The following is a 22,013-nucleotide window of genomic DNA, read 5'->3' on the forward strand; positions in this document are numbered from 1 at the left end:
CCCCCGACGTCGAAGTGAGATCTCGTCAGAGAGCATGCCCGACGCGGGCGCTCAGCTCCACAGGCCGGTCAGCTCCACAGGTCGGTGATGCGGACGTCCACCTCGGCGAGGAGCCTGCGCAGCAGGGGGAGGGAGAGTCCGATGACGTTGCCGTGGTCGCCCTCGATCCCCTCGACGAACGGCGCGGACCGCCCGTCCAGCGTGAACGCGCCTGCCACGTGCAGCGGTTCGCCGGTCGCGAGGTAGGCCTCGACCTCCTCGTCGTCCGGCGTCCCGAAGCGGACCGTGGTCGAGGCGGTCGCGGAGGCGCGCTTTCCGGTCCGGGTGTCGATCACGCAGTGGCCGGTCTGCAGGATGCCCGAGCGGCCGCGCATGGCGTGCCAGCGGGCGCGGGCGTCGTCGACGTCGTCGGGCTTGCCGAGCGCGACCCCGTCCAACTCCAGCACGGAGTCGCAGCCGATCACGACCTCCCCGTCGTGCAACTGCGGGGCGACGGCGTCGGCCTTGGCCTCCGCGAGCACGAGCGCGAGCGCGCCGGGCGTGGGCGCGGTCAGCGCGTCCTCGTCCACACCGCTCACCACGACGCGCGGATCCATCCCCGCCTGCCGCAGCAGCCCTAGCCGGGCGGGGGAGGCGGAGGCGAGCACGAGGGCACGGCGGGGGCGCTTGCCGGTGTTGTCGGTCATGCGGCCACAGTACGCAGTGCGGCGCACGGGGTGCTCAGACCATCACCACGATCAGCGCCAGCGAGGCGCAGACAGCGATCAGAATCCCGGCCCGCCGCAGCAGCGCGCGGACGAAGAGCGTCTCCGACCGCGAGTCGTCGGGTGGGTCTGACCAGAGCACACCTCCACTGTGTGGAACGGGCTGGAACGACGCATGAGTATTCCTACTCAATTGCCTGGAGTGCTTCTAACCAGGGCGTAACCATGCAGCTTCCTCAGGGGCGCGGGGAACTGCGCGACAAGCCACCCCGAGAGGTAGAGCCCCGAACGATCAGGGCCATCCGCTCATCCTTGGTTGCTCGCGCAGTTCCCCGCGCCCCCAGATAGTGCAACTTCCCTCAGTGGCCCGCCCAGGCGGAGGTCCGCCACGTGTTCGGGCCCGGCTTGGGCGGAGCCTGGAGGCGGCGTGCCTTGTCACGCCACGCCGTGGTCTCGTCCGTGGGGGCGGCGGCAGATGTCTGCGCCGCCCGGGCGGAGACCACTGCCAGGACGGCGGCGATCTCCTCGGGGTTGGGCTGCCCGTGCAGCACGCGGATGGGGGACATCGCGCAGGTACCTCTCCCTCGTCTTCCGACGCGTCGCAGACCTAGAGCGGGATGTTGCCGTGCTTCTTGGGCGGGAGGACCTCCCGCTTGTTGCGCAGCGCGCGCAGGCCCTTGACCACGTGCTGGCGGGTCTCCGACGGCAGCACGACCGCGTCGATGTAACCGCGCTCGGCCGCGACGTACGGGTTGAGCAGCGTGTCCTCGTACTCCTGCATCAGCTGGGCGCGGGTCGCGTCCGCGTCGTCCGCCGCGGCGATCGTGCCGCGGTGCAGGATGTTGACCGCGCCCTGCGCGCCCATGACCGCGATCTGCGCGGTCGGCCAGGCCAGGTTGAGGTCGGCGCCCAGGTGCTTGGAGCCCATGACGTCGTACGCGCCGCCGAAGGCCTTGCGCGTGATCACGGTGATCAGCGGGACGGTGGCCTCCGCGTAGGCGTAGATCAGCTTGGCACCGCGGCGGATGATGCCGTCCCACTCCTGGCCGGTGCCGGGCAGGAAGCCGGGGACGTCCACGAAGGTCAGCACCGGGATGTTGAACGCGTCGCAGGTCCGCACGAAGCGCGCGGCCTTCTCGGACGCGTCGATGTCCAGGCAGCCGGCGAACTGCATCGGCTGGTTGGCGACGACGCCGACCGCGTGGCCCTCGACCCGGCCGAAGCCGGTCAGCATGTTGGGCGCGAAGAGCGACTGCGTCTCCAGGAACTCACCGTCGTCGACGATGTGCTCGATCACCTTGTGCATGTCGTACGGCTGGTTGGCCGAGTCCGGGATGATCGAGTCGAGCTCCTCGTCCTCCGCGGTGGTGGCCAGGTCGGCCTCCTCCGGGAAGGACGGCGGCTCCTCCAGGTTGTTGGAGGGCAGGTAGGAGAGGAGCGCCTTGACGTACTCGACGGCCTCCTTCTCGTCCGAGGCCATGTGGTGCGCCACACCGGACTTGCTGTTGTGGGCGCGCGCGCCGCCCAGCTCCTCCATGCCGACGTCCTCGCCGGTGACGGTCTTGATCACGTCGGGGCCGGTGATGAACATGTGCGAGGTCTGGTCGGCCATCACGATGAAGTCGGTGATGGCGGGGGAGTAGACCGCGCCGCCCGCGCAGGGGCCCATGATCAGCGAGATCTGCGGGATCACGCCGGAGGCCAGCACGTTGCGGCGGAAGATCTCGCCGTAGAGGCCGAGCGAGGCCACGCCCTCCTGGATGCGCGCGCCGCCGGAGTCGTTGATGCCGATCATCGGGCAGCCGGTCTTCAGCGCGAAGTCCATGACCTTGACGATCTTCTCGCCGAAGACCTCGCCCAGCGAGCCGCCGAAGACGGTGAAGTCCTGTGCGAAGACCGCGACCTGACGGCCGTCGACGGTGCCGTAGCCGGTCACCACGCCGTCGCCGTAGGGGCGGTTCTTCTCCTGCCCGAAGTTGGTCGAGCGGTGCCGCGCGAACTCGTCGAACTCGACGAAGGAGCCCTCGTCCAGCAGCTGCCGCACTCGCTCACGGGCCGTCAGTTTGCCCTTGGCGTGCTGCTTCTCCACAGCGCGCGCCGAGCCGGAGTGCACCGCCTCGTCGATACGGCGACGCAGGTCGGCGATCTTGCCGGCGGTGGTGTGGATGTCCACGTCGGCGTTCGCGTGGTCGGCGGAGGACATAGGGGGGCGGCTCCCGTCAGGAGGGGTAGTACCGGGCCCTGGCCGAGGAGGCCTGTGCGCGGTACCAACGGGTGGGTTTCCGATCAGTAGGTTAGCCACGACGGCTTGCCTCGGATATGGCGAGTGACAGGGGTCATACGCTTGAGCCGTGACCGAATCCCCCTGGAACGATCTTGACCGCCCGCCGCTGCGCGCCGCCCAGCTGAACCGTGATCCGGGACGGCTCGGCGCGCTCTGGAACAGCCTGGTGGTGGTGGCCGAGACGGGCTCCACCAATGTCGACCTGGCCGAGATCGCCGCGCGCGGCACGCCGGAGGGCGCGGTGCTGGTCGCCGAGCAGCAGACGCACGGCAAGGGCCGGCTCGACCGGCGTTGGTCCGCCCCGGCCCGGTCCGGGATCTTCCTGTCGATGCTGCTCCGTCCGGGTGACGCGGGCGTGCCGCGCGACAACTGGAGCTGGCTGCCGCTGCTGGTCGGCGTGGCCGCGTCGAGTGCGCTGAGCCGCGCGGCGCAGTGCGAGGTGCGGCTCAAGTGGCCCAACGACCTGCTGGTCCCGGTCGGCCCGGCGGGCCACCGGGAGGAGCGGAAGACGGGCGGCATCCTGGTCGAACTCGCCGACGAGGGCCGCGCGGTGATCGCCGGCATGGGCGTCAACGTCACGCTGCGGGAGGACGAGCTGCCGGTCCCGACGGCCGCCTCGCTGGCGCTGGCCGGTGCACAGGTGACGGACCGGGAGATCCTGCTGCGCGAGCTGCTGCGCACCTTCTCCGAGCTGTACGAGGAGTGGTGCGCGGACGGCGGCGACCCGTCGGCGACGCGGCTGCGCGATGCCTACCTGGACCAGTGCGCGACCATCGGCAAGCACGTGCGGGTGCTGCTGCCGGGCGACAAGCAGATCGTCGGCGAGGCGGTCGACGTGGACGACCTGGGCCGTCTGGTGATTCGCGAGCCGAGCGGCGCGGAGCACGCGGTCAGCGCGGGCGACGTGATCCACGTGCGCGGGGCGTGAGCGCGAGGCCTGTGCGCCGGGGCGTGCGGCGGGTCGACGTGTGGTCGGTGGGCCCGCCCTGCACGGCGTCCACCGGGGCGGATGCCCCGGAATGACGGATTCCGTGCGAGTATCACTGAGCGAGGTGTGAGCAAGGACACGCCTGTCGTAGGTAGGCATGGCGGGTCGCGAGGACGGACGGGACGGACAGGTGGGCGACCGGGAGCGGGAGGATCACGGCGAGCAGCAGCACCGTGATTCGGTGGCGCTGCAGTTGGAGCAGCTGATCCTGGACTCCGAGCGGCAGTACACCCCGTACCAGGCCGCTCGGGCGGCCGGTGTCTCGATGGAGCTGGCCTCGCGGTTCTGGCGCGCGATGGGCTTCGCCGACATCGGTCAGTCCCGCGCGCTGACCGAGTCCGACGTGATCGCGCTGCGGCGGCTCGCCGGCCTGGTCGAGGCGGGGCTGCTCAGTGAGCAGATGGCGATCCAGGTCGCCCGCTCCACCGGCCAGACCACGGCGCGCCTCGCCGAGTGGCAGATCGACACCTTCCTGGAGCACCTGACCACCGCGTCCGAGCCGGGCCTGACGCGTGCGGAGATCGCCTACCCGCTGGTCGAGCTGCTGCTGCCGGAGCTGGAGCAGTTCCTGATCTACGTGTGGCGGCGTCAGCTGGCCGCCGTCACCGGACGGGTGGTCCAGGCGGAGAACGACGAGGAGATGCAGAGCGGCCGCCTCGCGGTCGGCTTCGCGGACCTGGTCGGCTTCACCCGGCTGTCGCGTCGGCTGGAGGACGAGGAGCTCGGCGAGCTCGTCGAGAACTTCGAGTCCACCTGCGCCGACCTGGTCGCGGGTCGCGGCGGGCGGCTGGTGAAGACCCTCGGCGACGAGATCCTCTTCGTCGCCGACGAGGCCGCGACGGCGGCGGACATCGCGCTGGCGCTGGTGGAGATGCTCGGCAAGGACGACTCCATGCCGGCGCTGCGGGTCGGCATGGCTTTCGGCACGGTCACCACCCGCATGGGCGACGTCTTCGGGACGACGGTCAACCTGGCGTCGCGGCTCACCTCCATCGCGCCGAAGGACGCCGTCCTCTGCGACGAGGAACTCGCTCGCGCGCTCCAGCGCGAGGGCGCGGTCGCCCCCGCCGAGCCTTCCGGCACGGACGCGCTCCAGGAGATCTCCTCGGTCGGCGTCACCCCGCTCCCGGAGCCGATCCAGCCGCCGCTGCCGGACGCGGAGTACCGCTTCGCGCTCCAGCCGATGTGGCGCAGGCCGGTCCGCGGCCTCGGGTTGGTCGAGCCGTGGCTGCTCACCCGGCGCGCGCCGGGGGCCTGAGGCTCCGCGGGCCGGCGGTTCAGCCCTCGTCTCAGCCCTTGTCTCAGCCCTCGTCGGCGCCGATCCGGGCGCGGAGGAGCTCGGGGAGCGGGTACGGGGTCTCGGCGGGGATGAGGGCGTCCGCCTTTGCCGTCTCGCTGGCGCGCACCAGGGCGTGGGTCTCGTGGGCCAGGTCGGTGACGTCCGTGAGCGAGACGATCCACTCGTCGACGTAGCGGTGGACCGCCTCGCCGGTCAGGCCGATCTGGACGGCGCGGTGGGGGAGTTCCTGCTGGTTGGTCGAGCGCTCCGGATCCCACTGGATCCGCACCGGGCTCACGCGCAGCTGCTCCTTCCACGCGGCGGCGGAGGCGTGCAGGTCGCGGTCGTAGTGGCTCAGGCACGCGTGCGCCAGCGCCCAGGCGAACCCGCCCCGGCGGATCCGCACCGCCAACACCCGCTCCTGGTCCGGCTTTGCGGCCCACCCGGAGCGGTACATCATCCAGCGGAACGACGGCTTGATCCACGTCATCCGCTCCCGCTTGAACGGCGCGACGAACGTCCCGGCGGCGAGCGCGGCGTCGGCGATGGCGGGCGGATAGGCCTGATAGACGGTCAGGGTGTCGTCGTCGTGGGCGGCTCGGATCTGTCGCAGGGGTCGTACGGTTTCCATGACGAGAAGCGAAGCACTCCGGCCGAGCATGCGTCGAGCGGTTTCCGAGGTCGGACCTCGTGCCGGCGCCGCCGTCCGCTGCTTGCCGGCTACTCGAAGCTCATCCCCTGGAGCTTGCCCGAGAGGTTCTGGGCGTGGGTCTGGACCGCCTCGGCGTGGACCGCGAACATCTGGGCGTGGGTGGAGAGGTTCTCCGGGTGGATCATGAACCCGTCGCCCGCGCCCGAGCCGGAGACGCCGAGCATGTCCTCCAGGGCGGAGTAGGTCATGCCCGCGACGGCCTTCTCGATCACGCCCAGCAGCGGCGTCAGCGCGGCCTGGACGACTTGGGCGATGATGTACTGGACCAGCTGCTGCTCCAGGTAGTCGACGGCCTGCTCCGCGGCCTCGACGATCAGCGCCTCGGCCGCCTCGGCGAGGCCCAGGGTGGCCACAGCGGCGGCCTGGTCGGCGACGAAACTCGCGGCGAGACCGATCAGTTCGCCGATGCAGTCCATCTTCATGCCGACGATGTAGTCCGCTCCCGCGTCGAGTGCGGTGGCCAGGACGTTGCAGCCGTCGAGCAGATCGGACATGTGGCTCTGGGACAGGTGGGCCCATTTGGAGACCAGCAGCTCGTACGAATTCGCCTGGTAGTGCTGGCCCATGGACTTGATCGTGGACGTCGCCTGCTGGTGCGTGTCGTCGATGTTCTGAGCGAACTCGCGGACGTGGGAGGCGAATTCGCGGACCTTGTCCTCGTTGATCTGGGGCCAGTTGACCCCGATGAACTGGAGGAAGGAGACGACCTCCCCGGGCAGCTCGATTGCCATGCGGATCCCCCCTGATCGTCGGGTCCCCCGTGACCCGGTCGGAGCAGCGTCGGCTCTTCGTCACGGTAGCAGCCGGGTCTGTCATGCGGGGCGGGAGAATTCGAGCGCCGGATGACTCTGTGTGCCCTGTGGTGCTTGCATGGGATATGTCGGTTTTATCCTTACGCTGTGTCCGATGGAGCGGCGAAGCAGCGAAGCGCGAGGAGCGAGCACCGTGCAGGCCAGTGAAGAAGCCCCCGCGCCGCCCCTGGCCGATCTGCGCCTGCGCGCGGTGGTCGGGTTGGCGCAGGCCATGGCCGGAGCACCGGACGCGCGGCACGCCGCGCAGGTCGGGGCCGGTCGGGCGCGGGCCGCGATCGACGCGGACTTCGCCGCGATCTCGATCTGGGAGCGGGAGCGCGGCGAGCTGCGGGTGCTGGTCAACGACGGCCTGCTCGCCCCCGGCGAGGAGCAGTTGCCGGAGAACGAGTCCTACCCGCTCGGCGAGTACCCCGAGATCGCCCGCTACCTCGCCGAACGCGGGCTCGGCGAGGACTTCGCCCCCGACGGCCTGCCACGCGCCTGGGTGCAGAGCGCCGACGGCGGCGTCGCCAACGGCCCCGACTGCCGGGCCAGGGCCGCGTCGCTGCGCCGCCGGGGCCGGGCCTGCTGCCTGGTGGCGCCGATCGTCCTCGGCGGCCGGGCCTGGGGCGAGCTCTACCTCGCCCGCGTCGAGGGCAAGCCGGTCTTCGACGCCGACGAGGCCGCCTACGGCACCCTGCTGGCCGCGCAGATCTCCGCCGGGCTGGCGCAGAGCGAGCGGTTCGAGGAGGTCCGCCGCCTCGCCTTCACCGACCCGCTGACCGGCCTGGCCAACCGCCGCGCCGTCGACACCCGCCTGGACGAGGCGCTGGAGCAGCACCGCGCCGACGGCACCGTCGTCTCCCTGGTCGTCTGCGACGTCAACGGCCTCAAGCGGGTCAACGACGACAAGGGCCACGAGTTCGGCGACCGCCTGCTGGAACGGTTCGCCAACCAGCTGTCGCTGTGCGGGGCGATGCTGCCCGGCTCGGTCGCCGGACGGCTCGGCGGCGACGAGTTCTGCCTGGTCGCAGCCGGTCCCGGCGCCGACGAGGTGGTCCGCGTCGCCGAGGAGCTGTGCGCGCAGGCGCTGACGCTCGATCAGGGCGAGGGCGTGGCCTGCGGGGTGGCCTCGACCGGCGACCCGATCGGCCCGGTCACCACCGCCGACCGCCTCTTCCGGCTGGCCGACGCCGCGCAGTACCGGGCCAAGTCGGGCCCGGCGGCGCAGCCGGTCGTCGCCGGACGCGGCAGCCTGCCCGACCCGACGATGAGCCTCGCCGACAGCGGCACGCGGCCCGGCGGCAACCGCCGCACCGAACGCCGCCGATTCCGCGGCGCGCGGCACACGGCGGATCCGGGCCAACTCCTCTCCGCGGCACTGGCGGTGCTGGACGAGCACCCCCACACCGCCGACACGGTCGCCCGCCTTACGGCTGTCGCCGAGACGGCCGCGCAGTTGCTGGACGCGGTGGCGTGGTGGGTCTCCTACGTGCCGCCCGGCACGACGCAGATGCAGACCGTCCGGTACGGCATCCGCAGGATGACCCGCGGCCCCGGCAGCACGCGCGCCCAGGTGCAGCGCGCGATGAACGAGGCGCCGGATGCGGTCTTCGACCTCGGCGCGTATCCGCTCACCGCTCAGGCGATCAGGGGCGGCAGTTTCGGCATGCGCACGGGCGTGCCTGGCAACGACCCGGCGGAGGAGGCGGTCCTCGTCGTCGGCGGCTACCGCGCGATGGCCGCGGCGGGAGGGAGCAACCCTGCGGGCGGCTGGATGCTGGAACTCTTCGCGGACGAGTCGACCCTCTCCCTGACGGCGGTGGGCCCGACGTTGCGGGCGCTGGTCGCTGTCGCGATCTCGGGGCCTGTCAGCGCGCCGTGAGGTTGAGGGTTCCTATGGCAGGCGGGGAAGTTGCACTTCCTCAGGGGCGCGGGGAACTGCGCGAGAAACCACTGACATGCGGATGGCCCTGCGCGTTCGGTGCTCTACCTCGCAGGGTGGCTTGTCGCGCCCACGCGGCGGAGCCGCACATCAGCAGAGCCCCGCGCCCCTGATAGTGCAACCACCCGCGGCAGCATCGGCCCACCTGGTCGCGCCCCGCGGCGGAGCCGCGCATCAGCAGAGCCTCGCGCCCCTGAGTAGTGCAACTTCCTGCGGGAGCGAACAGCAGAGCCCCGCGCCCCTGGGTAGTGCAACGACCCTCAGGCGATCCGGTCCGCTCCCGCGTACACGTTCGCGCTGCGGTCGCGGAGGAAGCCGACGAGGGTCATGCCCGTCTCCGTCGCGAGGTCGACGGCCAGCGCGCTGGGTGCGGAGACCGCGGCGAGCAGGGGGATGCCCGCCATCGCCGCCTTCTGGACCAGTTCGAAGGACGCGCGCCCGCTGACCATCAGTGCGTGCCGGTGCAGCGGCAGCAGGCCCTCCCGCAGGGCCCAGCCGATGACCTTGTCGACCGCGTTGTGGCGGCCCACGTCCTCGCGGACGCAGAGCAGGCGGCCCTCTGCCGTGAACAGTCCGGCGGCGTGGACGCCGCCCGTCGTGGCGAACGCGCGCTGGCCGGTGCGGAGCGCGTCCGGGAAGGAGTAGAGCATGTCGGCGGTGATCTTGAGATCGTCCGCCGCCAGGTCGTACCGCAGGCGCTTCTGGACCGCGTCGACCGTCTCCGCGCCGCAGAGGCCGCACGCGCTTGTGGTGAGCAACTGCCGGTACGCGGAGACGGGGACGGCGGTCGGGTCCGCGACGCGCGCGTCGACGACGTTGTAGGTGTTCTCGCCCTCCGCGTTGGTGCCCGCGCAGTAGCGCAGCGTCGGCAGGTCCTCGCCGGAGGCGACCACGCCCTCGGCGACGAGGTAGCCGGCGACCAGGTCGAAGTCGTCGCCCGGGGTGCGCATGGTCATCGCCAGCGAGCGGCCGCCGACGCGGATCTCCAGCGGCTCCTCCGCGGCCAGCGCGTCGGGACGCGTGTCACGGCGTCCGTCGCGCAGACGGACCACGCGGCGGCGTTCGGTCACCCGGCCCATGTGCGGACCCTCCGGTCGCTCGATCGGCACTGTCGGCTCCACCGTACCCGGCGGGCGGGAGGGCCTGATCGGGTTGTCGCCGCACCGTCTCCCACCCCCGGTTGTCATGGCGTCATTCACATGGTGTGATTTCGCATATGGATATGCAGAACGTCGTCAACGCCGACAACGTGGTCGTCATCGGCAAGGCCAACGTCGGCCCGGCCGACGTCATCGCCGTCGCCCGCGGCAACGCCCGCATCGAGCTCTCCGCCGACGCGGTGGCCGAGATGGCCGCCTCGCGGGCCCGGATCGACGCGCTGGCCGCCGAACCGCGCCCGGTGTACGGGGTTTCCACCGGGTTCGGCGCCCTCGCCGTCCGGCACATCAGCCCCGAACTCCGCGCCCAGCTGCAGCGCTCGCTGGTCCGCTCGCACGCGGCGGGCATGGGCCCGCAGGTCGAGCGCGAGGTCACCCGCGCGCTGATGCTGCTGCGCCTGAAGACGCTCGCCTCCGGCCGCACGGGCGTCCGCCCGGTCGTGGCCGAGACGATGGCGGCGCTGCTCAACGCCCAGATCACGCCCGTGGTCCACGAGTTCGGCTCGCTCGGCTGCTCCGGCGACCTGGCCCCGCTCTCGCACTGCGCGCTGACGCTGATGGGCGAGGGCCTCGCCTACGGCCCGGACGGCGAGGTCCGCGACGCGGGCGAGCTGCTGGCCGAGGCGGGTATCACGCCGATCGAGCTGGCCGAGAAGGAGGGCCTGGCCCTCATCAACGGCACCGACGGCATGCTCGGCATGCTGGTGATGGCGATCGCCGACCTGGGCCGCCTCTTCACCGTCGCCGACATCACCGCCGCCATGTCCCTGGAGGCGCTGCTCGGCACCGACAAGGTGCTCCAGCCGGAGCTGCACGCCATCCGCCCGCACCCGGGCCAGGCCGCGTCCGCCGCCAACATGGCCAAGGTGCTGGAGGGTTCCGGTCTGACCGGCCACCACCAGGACGACGCGCCGCGCGTCCAGGACGCGTACTCGATCCGCTGCGCGCCGCAGGTCGCGGGCGCGGGCCGGGACACGCTCACCCACGCCCAGCTCGTCGCCGACCGCGAGCTCGCCGCCGCCGTCGACAACCCGGTCGTGCTGCCCGACGGCCGCGTCGAGTCCAACGGCAACTTCCACGGGGCGCCCGTCGCCTACGTGTTGGACTTCCTGGCCGTCGCCGCGGCCGACCTCGGCTCGATCGCGGAGCGCCGTACCGACCGGCTGCTGGACAAGAACCGCTCGCACGGCCTGCCGCCGTTCCTGGCGGACGACCCGGGCGTCGACTCCGGCCTGATGATCGCCCAGTACACCCAGGCCGCGCTGGTCAGCGAGAACAAGCGGCTGGCCGTCCCGGCGTCGGTGGACTCCATCCCGTCCTCGGCGATGCAGGAGGACCACGTCTCCATGGGCTGGTCCGCCGCGCGCAAGCTGCGGCAGGCCGTGGACAACCTGGCCCGCGTGCTCGCCGTCGAGCTGGTCGCCTCGGCCCGTGCCCTGGAGATCCGCACCTACAGCCACACCGGCGAGGGCGAGAGCCCGCTGGCCCCGGCCACGGCCGCTGCTGTCGCGGCGGCGCGTACGGCGGGCGTCGGCGGTCCGGGCTCGGACCGGTTCCTGGCTCCCGACCTGGAGGCCGCGTACCAGTTCGTCCGCAGCGGCGCGCTGGTCGAGGCCGTCGAGCAGGTCACCGGCCCGCTCGCATGATCATGTGCGATCAGCTCCGACCGGCGCTGATCGCACATGATCGGACCTGCTCACACCCCCTTTTCGCCCGTCGTTCGCCAGGTGAGAAGGGACTTGCCGACTTTGCATGCGTTCATGCAGAGTCGGCACCTACTGAAATCCCGGCCGGCTGCTGGAGGCCCACATGAGCGTGACACCGTCTCAGGCGGCCGAGATCCTGGCGTCGGACGAGAGGCCGGAAGGGAAACCGGACGAGAAGCTGGACGAGACCCTCGGCGAGGCGTCCGACGTCCCGGCGGGCGTCCAGTCGGGCGGTCCGTCCAGTCGGCTGCTCAAGCTGTTCGAGGGCTACCGGCTGACCCCGACGCAGCGTCGGATCGCCCACTGCCTGGTCAGGAACGCCGCCGAGGCGCCGTTCCTCTCCAGCGTGGAGGTGGCCGAGCTGGCCGGTGTCAGCCAGCCCTCGGTCACCCGCTTCGCCGTCGCGCTCGGCTTCGACGGCTACCCGGCGCTCCGCCGCCAGCTCCGTGAGCTCGGCCTGACCGAGCCCGGCGAGACGCCCGGTGCGGCGGGCGGCGGCGCCCGCGAGACGCCCGGCGAGGTGGTCCGCAACGAGCAGCAGCAGGCGGTGCTCACCGAGATCGCCAACCTGCAGCACCTCGCCTCCGTGCTGGCCGACCCCGAGCCGGTGCTGGAGGCGGCGAGGATCCTGGCCGCCTCCCGGCCACTGGTCGTCCTCGGCCTGCGCGCGGCCTCCGCGCAGGCGAACGGCTTCGCGTACTTCGCCGCCAAGGTCCACCCGGACGTCCGCCTGCTCGACGAGGGCGGCAGCATGCTGCTCGACCGCATCGAACAGGCCCGCGTCGCCGGAGCCACCGCCCTGATCTGCTTCGCGCTCCCGCGCCACCCGCGCGAGCTGATGGAGGCGCTGACCACGGCCAAGGCCGCGGGCCTGACCGTCGTCACGGTCGCGGACAGCGCGTTCGCGCCGGTCGCCTCCCTCTCCGACCTGCTGCTGCCCGCGGCGGTCGGGTCGAGCCTCGTCTTCGACACCGCTTGTGCCCCGATGATGCTGGGCCGGGTGCTGCTCCAGGCCATGTGCGACGAACTGCCGGACTCGGTCCAGCGGTTGGAGGACTTCGAGCAGCAGGCCGCCGGCCGCGGCCTCTTCCTCGGCTGAGAGGGCTCGGCGTGAGCCGGGAGATCTTCTCCGTCGACGAACTGGTCTCCTTGACGGACGGCGACCCGCTGGTGCTCTGGGCCGCGCAGGGCATGCGCGGCGGCCGGGCCTGGGCGGGGGACCAGGCGGTCATCTCCGCCGCGCCCTCGATCTCGACGCGCGACCGTGCCGCCGTCTGGGCTCGCTCCCCGGAGGCAGCGGCCACGCTCGCCCGCGAGGTGTTGCCCCAACTGCCGTGCAGCTTCCGCCCGTTCGGCGAGCGGCCGGTGATCCAGGCGGTCGCCGCCGCTGTCCCCGGCCTGGAGGTCGTCGGACGCTTCGGCTGGATGGACGCGCGCGAGACGGCCCCGCCGGAGGTGCTGGCGGAGCCGCTCACGGACGACGACGCCGAGGCGATCGACGGCATTCTCGACCGCGCCTACCCCATCTCCTACGCCCGGCCCGGCGTCAGCGGTGTCAGCCACTGGGCCGGTTTCCGTGACGACGCGGGCCGCCTCCTCGCCGTGGGCGCCCTGGCCTGGGCCTCCCCGCAGGTCGCCCTCCTCAGCGGCATCGCCGTCGACCCGCCCGCCCGTGGCAAGGGCCTGGCCCTCCCGCTCTGCGCGACCCTCGCCCGCACGGGCCTCGCCGACCACGACGCGGTCGCGCTGATGGTCGAGGACAACAACATCCCGGCCCGCCGCGTCTACGAGCGCCTCGGCCTCCGCTACCGCGAGGTTGCGGCGGCGGCGTTCACCCGGAGCCAGGGCCTGCACTAGAGTCCCTGAGTTGTCGGACGCCCGGGGGGCGTCGGGCGTCGTTTTGAACGGGGACGGGGGACGCAATGGGAAAGGACCGTGACGGCGATCCGGAGGCGGACGCGCGCGCGTGGCGCGAGGCGCATCTGCCGGCGCTGACGCCGGAGCACGAGCGGGATCTGGCGCGGGCCGGGTTCGACGTGAAGAAGCTGCGGCGGTTGGGGGTGCGGGACGGGTACGGGCGCTCGCTGGCCGTCAGTGTGCTGATCTGCTTCACCGACGCCTACCCGCAGGCCGCGTCCGTCCAGGACATCTCCCGCGCGGGCGAGGCGTCGCGGCTGATCACCTCGCACAGCGCCGACGAGTTCGAGGCGGCGCTGCGGGCGCGCGGACTGCACAGCAAGGACCCGCGCGCGAAGACCGGCGCTACCTCGTCGCGGCCGGGCAAGCCGGGCAAGCCCGGGAAGTCCCGTGGCGGGAAGCCCGTTTCGGGAGGGGTGTGGTGGTGCGGCTGGGCCCTCCTCGCTCTCGTTGCGGTCTTTTTCACCAGTTGCGTGGCCGCGATGGACATAGGTGTCGGCCTGGTGATCGGCGCGGTCTGGCTGATCCTGGGATGGTTCGCGGTCGTCGCTCCACTCCACCGGCGCGTGCCGGTGGCCCGGGAGGTCCGACGGCTGTACGTGGCGGCGACATTCGCGTTCGTGCTGGCCGGCGTGGGCGCGTCGAACGCGGTGCTGCTCGGCTTCGGGCAGCAGGGGGTCGGCAGCGTCGACTCGCAGTGGACGGGGACCGGCAGCCATGGCACGCAGTACCTCCAGTGCACCGTGTTGCAGCCGGACGGTTCGTACGACGACCTGCGCTCCACGGGCGCCTGTCCCGGGCCGGACGGCTCGCCGGTGACCATGGTCTACCTGCCCGGCGGGGAGGATCAGCCCTTCCATCCGGCTCTCGGCACCCGGGGCTCGCTCGTGCCGCTGGCCGTGCTGTGGGGCGTTGGAACCGTGTCCGGCTGCGGCATGCTCACGGTGGCGGCGCGGCGGGGCAGGCGCGCCCTGAGCTAGCGCCCCCGCCCGCAGAGCCCCCGCCTCAGCTGAGAAGCTTCGCCTTCGCTGCCGCGAACTCCTCCGGGGTCAGCAGTCCTTGCTGCACCATCGTGCCGAGCTGGGCGAGCTTTGACGCCACGTCATCCGCCGCAAGTGGCGTTGCGGGCGCGGGCGGCTGGTGAGCAGCCGCTGCCTGTCGGCTCTGGAGGTCCGCGATCGCCTGGTCCTGGGCGGCTTCGTCGGCCTGCGCGCGGGCGCGGGACCTGCCCGCGGCGTAGGCCGCGCCGCCGACGAGGGCGCCGCGCAGCAGTGGGGATCCCACCGGGCGGACGACCACCCGGTGTGCCGGTCGCATCGGTCGCATGAACACCGTACTCACCCCTCCGCTTTCGCGAGTGCCTGCCGGGCCTCGGCCACGTGCTCCGGCGGGATCCTGACCGAGGCCGCCACGCGGCCGTTCGCGGCGCGGAAGGCCTCGGCCGCCTCCGCCGCCCAGACGTGTTCGACAAGGAGCAGCAGCGCGCAGGAGCCCGGCTCCAGTAGCTCCGCCGCCTCTGCGGCGTCCTCCTCGCCCATCAGGTTGACCAGGTCCCCGGTGTGGCCGGCGGCGCCCGACTTCGGCAGCACCGCGCGCAGGTGCTCGTGGTCGATCAGCTCCGAGGCGCTGATCGTGCCGTCCCCCGCCTTGGTGACCACCAGCGAGTCGATCAGCCGGACCCCGCCTGCGCGGCGAAGGGCGCCGAGCGGGGCGACGACGTCCGGGCCGATCTGCTCCCCGGGGAAGGCGAGGACCAGGAATTCCACGGGTCCCACGGAGCTCTCCTCTCGGTTGGTCCGTGTCAGCATAGGTGCCAAACCTATATAAGCCAGTCATAACGGACAGCTGCCCTCTGGTGGCGAGCTGGATGAACGGCTATCTTCATCATCAAGAAATCTGAATGGATCCATCCAGGACCTCAGCATCACGACCTCCAGGGAGGACGGAACCCATGGCGCAGCAGCAGAGCGGCCCTCGTACGGTCCGTGCCGCACGTGGCACGGAGCTCAGCACTTTGGGTTGGCAGCAGGAGGCCGCCCTGCGGATGTTGAACAACAACCTGGATCCGGAGGTTGCGGAGCATCCGGAGAAGCTGGTCGTCTACGGCGGTACGGGCAAGGCGGCCCGTGACTGGCGTTCGTACGACGCGATGGTGCGGACCCTGCAGACGCTCAAGGGCGACGAGACGATGCTGGTGCAGTCGGGGCGTCCGGTGGGTGTGTGGCAGACCCACGAGTGGGCGCCGCGTGTGTTGATCGCGAACTCGAACCTGGTGGGTGACTGGGCGAACTGGGAGGAGTTCCGTCGTCTGGAGTCGCTGGGTCTGACCATGTACGGGCAGATGACGGCCGGTTCGTGGATCTACATCGGAACGCAGGGCATCCTGCAGGGCACCTACGAGACCTTCTCGGCGGTCGCCGCGAAGCGGTTCAACGGCACGCTGGCCGGGACGATCACGCTGACCGCCGGTCTGGGTGGGATGGGTGGTGCCCAGCCGCTGGCGGTGACGATGAACGACGGTGTCGCGATCTGCATCGACTGCGACCCCTCCCGTATCTCGCGTCGGATCGAGCACCGTTACCTGGATGTGGAGGCGAAGGACCTCAAGCACGCCCTGGACTTGGCGGTCGAGGCCCGCGATGCGCGCAAGCCGCTCTCCATTGGCCTTTTGGGCAACGCGGCGGAGCTGGTGCCGGCGCTGCTGGCGATGGACGCGCCGATCGACATCGTCACGGACCAGACCTCGGCGCACGACCCGCTGTCGTACCTGCCGATCGGTGTCGCGTTCGACGACATGGCCGCCTACGCCGCCGAGAAGCCGGAGGAGTTCACGCAGCGTTCGCGTGAGGCGATGGCCAAGCACGTCGAGGCCATGGTCGGCTTCCAGGACAAGGGCGCCGAGGTCTTCGACTACGGCAACTCGATCCGCGGCGAGGCCCAGCTCGCGGGCTACTCCCGGGCGTTCGACTTCCCCGGCTTCGTCCCGGCCTACATTCGTCCGCTGTTCTGCGAGGGCAAGGGCCCGTTCCGCTGGGCGGCGCTGTCGGGTGACCCGCAGGACATCGCGAAGACCGACCAGGCGATCTTGGACCTGTTCCCGGAGAACGAGTCGCTGCACCGCTGGATCAAGATGGCGCAGGAGCGGGTCCACTACCAGGGCCTGCCGGCGCGGATCTGCTGGCTGGGCTACGGGGAGCGGGACAAGGCCGGTGAGCGGTTCAACGACATGGTGGCCTCGGGTGAGCTGTCCGCGCCGATCGTGATCGGCCGCGACCACCTGGACTGCGGCTCGGTGGCCTCCCCGTACCGCGAGACGGAGTCGATGCTGGACGGTTCCGACGCGATCGCGGACTGGCCGCTGCTCAACGCCATGGTGAACGTGGCCTCGGGCGCCTCGTGGGTGTCGATCCACCACGGTGGCGGTGTCGGGATCGGCCGCTCGATCCACGCGGGTCAGGTGTCGGTGGCGGACGGGACGAAGCTCGCGGGGGAGAAGATCCGTCGGGTGCTGACCAACGACCCGGGCATGGGCGTCATCCGCCACGTCGACGCGGGTTACGACCTGGCCGCCGACGTCGCCGACGAGCGCGATGTACGCATCCCGATGCGCGAGGGTGAGTGACGGTCAGATGACGAAGGCGTACGAGGAGGAGCTCGGCGACGCCGCGGACGGCTACCGCCGGATGTGGGACGAGCTCCTGCCCGTCGGCCGGTTCCAGGAGTCCGGCGGTTACCGCCGGCACGCCTGGACCAGCGCCGACGCGGAGTGCCGCGCGTGGTTCGAGGAGCAGGCCGGCAAGCGCGGTCTCACCTACGAGGTGGACCGCAACGGCAACCAGTGGGCCTGGTACGGGGATCCCGAGGGTGAGGGGGCCGTCGTCACCGGCTCCCACCTGGACTCCGTCCCGGACGGCGGCGCGTACGACGGGCCGCTCGGCGTGGTCTCCTCGTTCGCCGCGCTCGACGCGCTGCTGGCTCGGGGCGTCCGCCCGACCAAGCCCATCGCGCTGACCAACTTCGTCGACGAGGAGGGCGCCCGGTTCGGCGTCGCCTGCGTCGGATCCCGGCTCACCGCAGGTGTGCTGACGCAGGATCAGGCGTTCAAGCTGCGTGACGCCGACGGCGTCTGGCTGCCGGACGCCATGGCCGCCGCCGGGCAGGACCCGGCCGCGATCGGCAGGGACGAGGCGCGGCTGGCGCGCGTCGGCGCGTATGTCGAGCTCCACGTCGAGCAGGGCCGCCACCTGGCGGAGACCCCGCACGCGGTCGGCGTCGCCTCGGCGATCTGGCCGCACGGCCGCTGGCGGTTCGACTTCCACGGCGAGGCCAACCACGCCGGGACCACGCGTCTGGAGGACCGGCGCGACCCGATGCTCACCTACGCCAACACCGTGCTCGCGGCCCGGAAGAAGGCCCGGCTCGCGGGTGCGCTGGCCACCTTCGGCAAGGTCAGCGTCGAGCCCAACGGCACCAACGCGATCGCCTCGCTGGTGCGCGGCTGGCTGGACTCGCGCGCCGCGGACGAGGCGACGCTGACGGCGCTGGTCGAAGAGATCGGCGCTGCCGCCCGCGAGCGCGCCGAGCGCGACGGGGTGCGCGCGGAGGTCGTACGCGAGTCGTACACGCCGGTCGTGGACTTCGACGCGCCGCTGCGGGACCAACTGGTCTCCGTCCTCGGCGCCGACACGCCGGTGCTGCCGACCGGCGCGGGCCACGACGCGGGAATCCTCTCCGCCGCCATCCCGACTGCGATGCTGTTCGTACGGAACCCCACCGGCGTCTCGCACTCGCCCGCGGAAACGGCGGACGAGGCCGACTGCCTGGCTGGCGTCGCCGCGCTGGCCAAGGTCCTGGAGGCTATGTCATGCAGGTGAGTGAGGGGGCAGCGTTGAGTGAGGGTGCGGCAGCGGCCGTCTTCTGGGCCCCGCACGCCTGGCTGCGGCGCGAGGGCGCGTCGATGCCCGCCGTCGAGGAAGACGTCCGCATCGACGTCGACGCCACCGGCCGGATCAGCGCGCTCACCCCGGACAGCGGGCCCGCGCCCGCCGGTGCGACCGTCCTCACCGGCCTGGCGCTGCCGGGCCACGCCAACGCGCACTCGCACGCCTTCCACCGCGCGCTGCGCGGTGCGGTGCAGGTCGGCAGCGGCACCTTCTGGACCTGGCGCGACACCATGTACCGGGCGGCCGACGCGCTCGACCCGGACAACTACCTCGCGCTGGCGACCGCCGTCTACGCCGAGATGGCGCTGGCGGGCATCACCGCGGTCGGCGAGTTCCACTACGTCCACCACCAGCCGGGCGGCGCCCCTTATGCCGACCCGAACGCGATGGGCGAGGCGCTGATCGAGGCGGCCTCGCGGGCCGGGATCCGGATCACCCTGCTCGACGCCTGTTACCTCTCCAGCGGGTTCGGCGAGCCGCCGAACCATCACCAGGAGCGGTTCAGCGACGGCACGGCGGAGGCCTGGGCCAACCGCGTCTCACTGCTCAAGGAGCGCGACCACGCCAAGATCGGCGCCGCGATCCACTCCGTGCGGGCTGTGCCCGCAACGGAGTTGGGCACGGTCGCCGCCTGGGCGAAGGAGCGGCGAGCGCCGCTGCACGTGCACCTCTCGGAGCAGGTCGCCGAGAACGAGGCCTGCCTGGCGCGGTTCGGCATGACGCCGACCCAGCTGCTCGCCCGCCACGGCGTCCTCGGCCCGCGGACCTCCGCGGTCCACGCGACCCACCTGACGGCGGACGACCAGTGGCTGCTGACGGACACCTCCACGGTCATCTGCATGTGCCCGACCACCGAGCGCGATCTGGCGGACGGCATCGGCCCGGCCCGGCAGTTGGCCAACGGCGGCTGCCCGATCTCGCTCGGCTCCGACAGCCACGCGGTGATCGACCTCTTCGAGGAGGCGCGCGCCCTGGAGCTGAACGAGCGTCTGGCGACGCAGCAGCGCGGCCACTGGACGGCGCAGGCGCTGCTCCGCGCCGCGACGGAGGACGGCCACGCGTCGCTCGGCTGGGCGGACGCGGGCCGCTTGGAGCGCGGGGCGCTCGCGGACTTCTGCACGGTTGCGCTGGACGCGCCCCGAACGGCGGGCCAGCCGCCGGAGTTGGGCGTGGAGACGGCGGTCTTCGCGGCGAGCCCGTCCGAGGTGCGGGACGTGGTCGTCGGCGGGCGCGTCGTGGTCCGGGACGGCGTGCACGTTTCCGTCCCGGAGACGGGGCGGGCTTTGAACGAGGCAATCTCCGCACTGAGGCAATAGGGACGTTGCAACATCCAGGGGCGCGGGGAACTGCGCGACAAGCCACCCTGTGCGGTGAGTCGCCGAACGCGCAGGGCCATCCGCACAGGGTGGGTTTCTCGCGCAGTTCCCCGCGCCCCTGAGGGTCGATCCGAAGGAGCGAAATGACCACCCTGATCACCAACATCGGCAGCCTGCTCACCAACGATCCCGAGCTCGGGACGCTCACCGACGCCGCGGTGGTCGTCGACGACGGGCGGGTCGCGTGGGTCGGTTCCGCCGCTGCCGCGCCGGACGCGGACGCGCGGGTGGACGCCGGGGGGCGGGCCGTGATTCCCGGGTTCGTGGACTCGCACTCGCACCTCGTCTTCGGGGGTGACCGCACCGCCGAGTTCAACGCGCGGATGTCGGGGCAGGCGTACACCGCGGGTGGCATCCGGACGACCGTCGCCGCCACGCGGGCCGCCTCGGACGAGGCGCTCGACGCCAACCTGGTGCGGTTCGTCAAGGAGATGCAGCGGCAGGGCACCACCACCGTCGAGGTGAAGTCCGGCTACGGCCTGACCGTCGAGGACGAGGCGCGCGCGCTGCGGATCGCCGGTGCGCACACCGCCGAGACGACCTACCTGGGCGCGCACGTCGTCGCGCCCGAGTACGCCGACGACCCGGCCGGGTACGTGGACCTGGTGACCGGGCCGATGCTGGACGCCTGTGCGCCGCACGCACGTTGGGTGGACGTCTTCTGCGAGCGCGGTGCGTTCGACGGCGACCAGGCGCGGGCGATCCTGACCGCGGGCGCGGCCCGTGGGCTGGTCCCGCGCGTGCACGCGAACCAGCTGACCGAGGGCCCCGGCGTGCAGCTCGCCGTCGAGCTCGGCGCGGCGAGCGCGGACCACTGCACCCACCTCTCCGACGCGGACGTGAAGGCCCTGGCCGACGCCCGGGACACCACCGTCGCGACGCTGCTCCCGGGCGCGGAGTTCTCGACGCGCGCCGTCTACCCGGACGCGCGCCGACTCATCGACGCGGGCGCGACCGTCGCGCTGTCGACGGACTGCAACCCGGGATCGAGCTTCACCAGCTCCATGCCGTTCTGCATCGCCGTCGCCGTCCGCGACATGGGGATGACGCCGGACGAGGCCGTGGTCGCGGCCACCCTCGGCGGTGCCCGGGCGCTGCGGCGGACCGACATCGGCCACCTGGCGCCCGGCGCCCGTGCCGACCTGGTGCTGCTGGACGCGCCGTCGCACGTCCACCTCGCCTACCGCCCGGGCGTCCCGCTGGTCAGCGCCGTCTGGCAGGGGGGCGTGCGCGTGGTCTGACGCGCCCTTTGCTCCGCTCGCACACCTCGGCCTTCCCAGACGTTCACACCGATCCCTGAGAAGGTCGCTGCACGAGGCTTCCCCCTGATGTGTGCCTGCCGTACCGTCGGCAAATCTGACGACTAGTCAGTAAGGTGCACGGTCCGGAGGAGGGCGAGCGTGAGCGGCAGCAGGAGGATCACCAGGGGGGCGGCGGCAGCGGGCCTGCTCGCCCTCGGCATGGCGGCGACGGTGGCCACACCGGCACACGCGTCGACGGTCCCGGTCAACTACGTGTGTCAGTCGCCGATCGGGACCAAGTCGGCGACCTCGCAGGTCGACGTCGAGGCGACCGCCAGCGGGTCGAACTACAACGTCACGGTCACCTTCACCAACGGCGTCTCGTCCAGTCCGGTGGCGCTCGGCGCGGGCTCGATGGTGCCCAGCGTCACCGTCGACGTCGGCGGCGCCGACCAGGGCAGCTTCGTCGCGCACGGCAGCGGCAACGCGCAGACGATCCCCGCCAACACCCCGATCAAGCTGGGCAGCATGACCGGGGCCTACACCCCGCACCACAACGGCTCGGTGACGCTGACCCCGGGCAAGCTGGTCATCGCCGCCCTCGGCACCACCACGAACTGCACCGCCTCGGGAACGCCGGTCGCGCTGACGCTCAACGTGACCAGCGCGTCCGGCGGTTCGGGCTCTGGGTCCGGGGGCAGCAGCGGCGGGTCCGGTTCCGGCTCCAGCTCCGGCAGCTCCGGGAGCACCGGCGGTTCCGGCAGCACGGGTGGATCCGGGTCCACCGGCGGGTCGAGCAGCTCCGGCGGTACCGGCGGCACTCTCCCGCAGACCGGTCCGGCGGACGACGCCGTGGCGTTCGGCCTGTTCGGCGGCACGGTGCTGCTCGTCGGCGTCTCCGGCGCGCTGTGGCTCACCCGACGCAACCGACCCGCGCGCGGCGGCGCCCGCATGTGAGTGGCCAACCCTG

The 22,013-nt window shown here is 72.0% G+C and carries 21 protein-coding genes; 12 read left to right on the forward strand and 9 right to left on the reverse strand.

Going from position 1 to position 22,013, the window contains the following annotated elements; genetic code table 11:
- Positions 1–68 precede the first annotated feature (68 nt).
- The 4 genes from I2501_RS35110 to I2501_RS35120 all read right to left on the reverse strand — a co-directional run bounded on the left by I2501_RS35110 (position 69) and on the right by I2501_RS35120 (position 2,907).
- Positions 69–686: a Maf family protein gene (locus I2501_RS35110; RefSeq protein WP_196198241.1), complete on the reverse strand. Its 618-nt coding sequence runs from the start codon at positions 684–686 to the stop codon at positions 69–71.
- Positions 687–720: 34 nt separating this feature from the next.
- Positions 721–846, reverse strand: coding sequence for a morphogenic membrane protein MmpB (gene mmpB / locus I2501_RS40415; RefSeq protein WP_268927034.1), 126 nt, complete (start codon positions 844–846; stop codon positions 721–723).
- A gap of 217 nt (positions 847–1,063) precedes the next feature.
- On the reverse strand, positions 1,064–1,270 hold the full coding sequence (locus I2501_RS35115) for an acyl-CoA carboxylase subunit epsilon (RefSeq protein WP_196198242.1): 207 nt from the start codon (positions 1,268–1,270) through the stop codon (positions 1,064–1,066).
- Positions 1,271–1,311: 41 nt separating this feature from the next.
- Positions 1,312–2,907, reverse strand: a complete 1,596-nt coding sequence (locus I2501_RS35120; RefSeq protein WP_196198243.1) for an acyl-CoA carboxylase subunit beta — start codon at positions 2,905–2,907, stop codon at positions 1,312–1,314.
- 148 nt (positions 2,908–3,055) lie between these two features.
- On the opposite strand from I2501_RS35120, the gene I2501_RS35125 reads away from it, so the two are divergent.
- A complete protein-coding gene (locus tag I2501_RS35125) occupies positions 3,056–3,916 on the forward strand; it encodes a biotin--[acetyl-CoA-carboxylase] ligase (protein ID WP_196198244.1) in 861 nt (286 codons plus the stop codon).
- 157 nt (positions 3,917–4,073) lie between these two features.
- The gene (locus I2501_RS35130) at positions 4,074–5,234 is read left to right on the forward strand and encodes an adenylate/guanylate cyclase domain-containing protein (protein ID WP_196198245.1); all 1,161 of its coding nucleotides are present in this window, start codon (positions 4,074–4,076) and stop codon (positions 5,232–5,234) included.
- 43 nt (positions 5,235–5,277) lie between these two features.
- On the opposite strand, the gene I2501_RS35135 is transcribed toward I2501_RS35130, so the two are convergent.
- Positions 5,278–5,886: a DUF4291 domain-containing protein gene (locus tag I2501_RS35135; RefSeq protein WP_196198246.1), complete on the reverse strand. Its 609-nt coding sequence runs from the start codon at positions 5,884–5,886 to the stop codon at positions 5,278–5,280.
- 89 nt (positions 5,887–5,975) lie between these two features.
- Positions 5,976–6,698, reverse strand: coding sequence for a WXG100-like domain-containing protein (locus tag I2501_RS35140; RefSeq protein ID WP_196198247.1), 723 nt, complete (start codon positions 6,696–6,698; stop codon positions 5,976–5,978).
- 214 nt (positions 6,699–6,912) lie between these two features.
- On the opposite strand from I2501_RS35140, the gene I2501_RS40865 reads away from it, so the two are divergent.
- On the forward strand, positions 6,913–8,643 hold the full coding sequence (locus I2501_RS40865) for a GGDEF domain-containing protein (RefSeq protein ID WP_328806842.1): 1,731 nt from the start codon (positions 6,913–6,915) through the stop codon (positions 8,641–8,643).
- 320 nt (positions 8,644–8,963) lie between these two features.
- Here the strand turns inward: I2501_RS40865 and fdhD are convergent, their stop codons facing one another.
- Entirely contained in the window at positions 8,964–9,782 is an 819-nt protein-coding gene (fdhD, locus tag I2501_RS35150; protein WP_196198314.1) for a formate dehydrogenase accessory sulfurtransferase FdhD, read from the reverse strand.
- A 137-nt stretch (positions 9,783–9,919) separates the two neighbouring features.
- Here fdhD and hutH point away from each other — a divergent pair, with 137 nt between their 5' ends.
- The 4 genes from hutH (at position 9,920) to I2501_RS35170 (ending at position 14,463) form a co-directional block, all read left to right on the forward strand.
- Entirely contained in the window at positions 9,920–11,506 is a 1,587-nt protein-coding gene (gene hutH, locus I2501_RS35155; RefSeq protein WP_236047828.1) for a histidine ammonia-lyase, read from the forward strand.
- 163 nt (positions 11,507–11,669) lie between these two features.
- On the forward strand, positions 11,670–12,665 hold the full coding sequence (locus I2501_RS35160; protein ID WP_196198249.1) for a MurR/RpiR family transcriptional regulator: 996 nt from the start codon (positions 11,670–11,672) through the stop codon (positions 12,663–12,665).
- Between the two features lie 11 nt (positions 12,666–12,676).
- Positions 12,677–13,423 (forward strand): GNAT family N-acetyltransferase, encoded by a 747-nt coding sequence (locus I2501_RS40870; RefSeq protein ID WP_196198250.1) that lies wholly within the window; start codon positions 12,677–12,679, stop codon positions 13,421–13,423.
- A 65-nt stretch (positions 13,424–13,488) separates the two neighbouring features.
- The gene (locus I2501_RS35170; RefSeq protein WP_196198251.1) at positions 13,489–14,463 is read left to right on the forward strand and encodes a hypothetical protein; all 975 of its coding nucleotides are present in this window, start codon (positions 13,489–13,491) and stop codon (positions 14,461–14,463) included.
- A 25-nt stretch (positions 14,464–14,488) separates the two neighbouring features.
- Here the strand turns inward: I2501_RS35170 and I2501_RS35175 are convergent, their stop codons facing one another.
- Both I2501_RS35175 and I2501_RS35180 read right to left on the reverse strand, forming a co-directional pair.
- A complete protein-coding gene (locus I2501_RS35175) occupies positions 14,489–14,800 on the reverse strand; it encodes an SHOCT domain-containing protein (RefSeq protein WP_196198252.1) in 312 nt (103 codons plus the stop codon).
- 20 nt (positions 14,801–14,820) lie between these two features.
- Positions 14,821–15,258, reverse strand: coding sequence for a DUF6325 family protein (locus tag I2501_RS35180; RefSeq protein ID WP_196198253.1), 438 nt, complete (start codon positions 15,256–15,258; stop codon positions 14,821–14,823).
- A gap of 176 nt (positions 15,259–15,434) precedes the next feature.
- On the opposite strand from I2501_RS35180, the gene hutU reads away from it, so the two are divergent.
- The 5 genes from hutU to I2501_RS35205 all read left to right on the forward strand — a co-directional run bounded on the left by hutU (position 15,435) and on the right by I2501_RS35205 (position 22,000).
- Complete coding sequence (hutU, locus tag I2501_RS35185; protein ID WP_196198254.1) at positions 15,435–17,105, forward strand: urocanate hydratase; 1,671 nt, start codon at positions 15,435–15,437, stop codon at positions 17,103–17,105.
- Between the two features lie 7 nt (positions 17,106–17,112).
- Positions 17,113–18,357, forward strand: coding sequence for an allantoate amidohydrolase (locus tag I2501_RS35190; protein WP_408022812.1), 1,245 nt, complete (start codon positions 17,113–17,115; stop codon positions 18,355–18,357).
- The gene (locus I2501_RS35195; RefSeq protein WP_196198255.1) at positions 18,348–19,742 is read left to right on the forward strand and encodes a formimidoylglutamate deiminase; all 1,395 of its coding nucleotides are present in this window, start codon (positions 18,348–18,350) and stop codon (positions 19,740–19,742) included. The genes I2501_RS35190 and I2501_RS35195 overlap by 10 nt, the downstream gene beginning before the upstream one ends.
- Before the next feature lie 143 nt (positions 19,743–19,885).
- Positions 19,886–21,043 carry an imidazolonepropionase gene (gene hutI, locus I2501_RS35200; RefSeq protein WP_196198256.1) on the forward strand — a complete coding sequence of 386 codons (1,158 nt, stop codon included), beginning with the start codon at positions 19,886–19,888 and terminating at the stop codon, positions 21,041–21,043.
- A gap of 159 nt (positions 21,044–21,202) precedes the next feature.
- Positions 21,203–22,000, forward strand: a complete 798-nt coding sequence (locus I2501_RS35205; protein WP_328806843.1) for an LPXTG cell wall anchor domain-containing protein — start codon at positions 21,203–21,205, stop codon at positions 21,998–22,000.
- Positions 22,001–22,013 lie beyond the last annotated feature (13 nt).

It is taken from the genome of Streptacidiphilus fuscans (assembly GCF_015690355.1).
In the GTDB taxonomy this organism is placed as follows: Bacteria; Actinomycetota; Actinomycetes; order Streptomycetales; family Streptomycetaceae; genus Streptacidiphilus; species Streptacidiphilus fuscans.

What these genes read in the sequence shown, in the direction of transcription:
- I2501_RS35110 (WP_196198241.1), bottom strand. Translation starts at nt 686, where the DNA reads ATGACCGACAACACCGGCAAGCGCCCCCGCCGTGCCCTCGTGCTCGCC.
- I2501_RS35115 (WP_196198242.1), bottom strand. Translation starts at nt 1,270, where the DNA reads ATGTCCCCCATCCGCGTGCTGCACGGGCAGCCCAACCCCGAGGAGATC.
- I2501_RS35120 (WP_196198243.1), bottom strand. Translation starts at nt 2,907, where the DNA reads ATGTCCTCCGCCGACCACGCGAACGCCGACGTGGACATCCACACCACC.
- I2501_RS35130 (WP_196198245.1), top strand. Translation starts at nt 4,074, where the DNA reads ATGGCGGGTCGCGAGGACGGACGGGACGGACAGGTGGGCGACCGGGAG.
- I2501_RS35135 (WP_196198246.1), bottom strand. Translation starts at nt 5,886, where the DNA reads ATGGAAACCGTACGACCCCTGCGACAGATCCGAGCCGCCCACGACGAC.
- I2501_RS35140 (WP_196198247.1), bottom strand. Translation starts at nt 6,698, where the DNA reads ATGGCAATCGAGCTGCCCGGGGAGGTCGTCTCCTTCCTCCAGTTCATC.
- fdhD (WP_196198314.1), bottom strand. Translation starts at nt 9,782, where the DNA reads ATGGGCCGGGTGACCGAACGCCGCCGCGTGGTCCGTCTGCGCGACGGA.
- hutH (WP_236047828.1), top strand. Translation starts at nt 9,920, where the DNA reads ATGGATATGCAGAACGTCGTCAACGCCGACAACGTGGTCGTCATCGGC.
- I2501_RS35160 (WP_196198249.1), top strand. Translation starts at nt 11,670, where the DNA reads ATGAGCGTGACACCGTCTCAGGCGGCCGAGATCCTGGCGTCGGACGAG.
- I2501_RS35170 (WP_196198251.1), top strand. Translation starts at nt 13,489, where the DNA reads ATGGGAAAGGACCGTGACGGCGATCCGGAGGCGGACGCGCGCGCGTGG.
- I2501_RS35175 (WP_196198252.1), bottom strand. Translation starts at nt 14,800, where the DNA reads ATGCGACCGGCACACCGGGTGGTCGTCCGCCCGGTGGGATCCCCACTG.
- hutU (WP_196198254.1), top strand. Translation starts at nt 15,435, where the DNA reads ATGGCGCAGCAGCAGAGCGGCCCTCGTACGGTCCGTGCCGCACGTGGC.
- I2501_RS35190 (WP_408022812.1), top strand. Translation starts at nt 17,113, where the DNA reads ATGACGAAGGCGTACGAGGAGGAGCTCGGCGACGCCGCGGACGGCTAC.
- I2501_RS35195 (WP_196198255.1), top strand. Translation starts at nt 18,348, where the DNA reads ATGCAGGTGAGTGAGGGGGCAGCGTTGAGTGAGGGTGCGGCAGCGGCC.
- hutI (WP_196198256.1), top strand. Translation starts at nt 19,886, where the DNA reads ATGACCACCCTGATCACCAACATCGGCAGCCTGCTCACCAACGATCCC.